Annotated in this window: 2 protein-coding genes; one reads left to right on the top strand and one right to left on the bottom strand. The window is 64.8% G+C overall.

What is annotated here, in order from left to right:
• Positions 1 to 705: MFS transporter (locus WCB02_RS07225; RefSeq protein WP_423957148.1), on the top strand; the 705-nt coding region annotated here is incomplete at its 5' end.
• 104 nt (positions 706 to 809) lie between these two features.
• Here WCB02_RS07225 and WCB02_RS07220 read toward each other — a convergent pair.
• Positions 810 to 1957, bottom strand: a 1148-nt coding sequence (locus WCB02_RS07220) for a peroxidase family protein (RefSeq protein WP_423957147.1), incomplete at its 5' end; no start/stop codon positions are given.

Genomic DNA, 1957 nt, shown 5'->3' with positions numbered 1-1957 from the left:
GAGGCGGACCGCGTCTTGAGCGGCATAGAGGCCAAGGTCGAGGCGGAGTATGGCCGGCCGCTGCCGCCGCCCGGCCCCGAGGAGCCGGTGTCGCCGGCGAGCCGCTTCCTCGACCTCTGGATCCCAGGCATTCGCAGCCGGGTGATCCTGATGAGCGTCTTCAACATCTTTCAGACCATCGGCTTTTACGGCTTCAACAATTGGGTGCCCTCGCTGCTCGTCAAGCAGGGGATCACGGTCTCGACCAGCCTCGGCTATACAACGGTGATCGCGCTTGCGGCGCCGCTCGGACCGCTGCTCGGATTCTTCCTCGGCGACCGCCTCGAGCGCAAATGGATCATCGTCGCATCGGCGGCGGCCATTCTTGTCTGCGGCCTCATTTTCGGGCAAACGCGCGATTCGGCGCTCATCATCGCGATGGGAGTCGCGCTGACGCTTAGCGCCAACATCATGTCGTTCAGCTTCCACGCCTACCAGCAGGAGCTGTTTCCGACCGGCATCCGCGCCCGCGCCGCGGGTTTCGTCTACTCGTGGAGCCGGCTCTCGGTGATCTTCTCGTCCTTTATCATCGCCTTCATCCTGAACGCTTCCGGCGCGTTCGGCGTCTTCGTCTTCATCGCCGCGGCGATGGGCGTCGTGATGGCGACGATCGGCATCTTCGGGCCGCGCACGACCAATCTGGCGCTCGAAGAGATCTCCAGGTAATGCCGCACGCCGGCGCCGTCCGGAGGCTGGAACCCCCGCTTTCGCGGGGGTGGCGCGTCGTGCTTTTTGTCATGCCCGCGATGGCGGGCATCCAGCAGGACAAGTCAATTCGAGTGTCGTTTGCCGCGCTCGCGCAGATACGCAAAAAAGACCGCGCGAGACATCGCCCGCGCGGCCTGCTTGTGCGAAGAGGCGGCGCCTACTGCGCCATACTCAGCCGCCATCCTTGCGGGCTCCTCGCGGGTGACGAGATCGTAGCGATCGAGATTCATCACCTTCGCCCAAGCCTTCACGAAGTCCTTGACGAACTTCTCCTTCGAGTCTGCGGTCGCATAGACCTCCGCAAGCGCCCTCAGCACGGAGTGCGAGCCGAAGATGAGGTCGACGCGGGTGGCGGTCCATGTCGGCGCTCCGGTCTTCCGGTCGCGCCCCTCGTACACGCCCTCTTTGCCCTGCGCCGGCTTCCACTCCGTGCTCATGTCGAGCAGGTTGACGAAGAAGTCGTTGGTCAGCGTCCCGGGCTTCTTGGTGAAGACGCCGTGCGCGGATGCGCCGGCGGTCGCGCCGAGCACGCGCAGGCCGCCGACGAGAACCGTCATCTCGGGCGCAGTCAAGGTCAGCAATTGCGCCTTGTCCACCAACGCTTCTTCCGGCGCCATGATGTCGCTGCTGCGGTAGTAGTTGCGGAAGCCGTCAGCATACGGCTCGAGCGGCGCGAAGGAATGCGCGTCGGTTTGCTCTTGCGACGCGTCCATGCGCCCCGGCGTGAAGGGAACCTTCACGTCGAGCCCCCCGGCCTTCGCGGCTTTCTCGATCGCCGCGCCGCCGCCGAGAACGATGAGATCGGCGAGCGAGACTTTCTTGCCGCCTGCGGCCGAGGCGTTGAACTCCTTCTGGATCGCTTCGAGCTTCTGAAGAACCTTGGCCAGTTGCGCCGGGTGGTTGATCTCCCAATCCTTCTGGGGGCTCAAGCGAATGCGCGCCCCATTCGCGCCGCCGCGCTTGTCGGAGCCGCGGAACGTCGACGCCGACGCCCATGCGGTCGAGACAAGTTCGGAGACGGTGAGGCCGGAAGCGAGGATTTTCGCCTTGAGGTCCGCGATATCCTTTTCGCTGACGAGCGGATGGTTTGCGGCCGGAATCGGGTCCTGCCAGATCAGCGTCTCTTTCGGCACGAGCGGGCCGAGATAACGCTGGATCGGCCCCATGTCGCGGTGGGTGAGCTTGAACCACGCCCGGGCGAAAGCGTCAG

Origin of the sequence: Bradyrhizobium sp. (assembly GCF_049581145.1) — a bacterium.
Taxonomy (GTDB): domain Bacteria; phylum Pseudomonadota; class Alphaproteobacteria; order Rhizobiales; family Xanthobacteraceae; genus Bradyrhizobium.
Note: the sequence above shows the minus strand (reverse complement) of the source record. Positions and strands in the feature narration are given on the sequence as shown.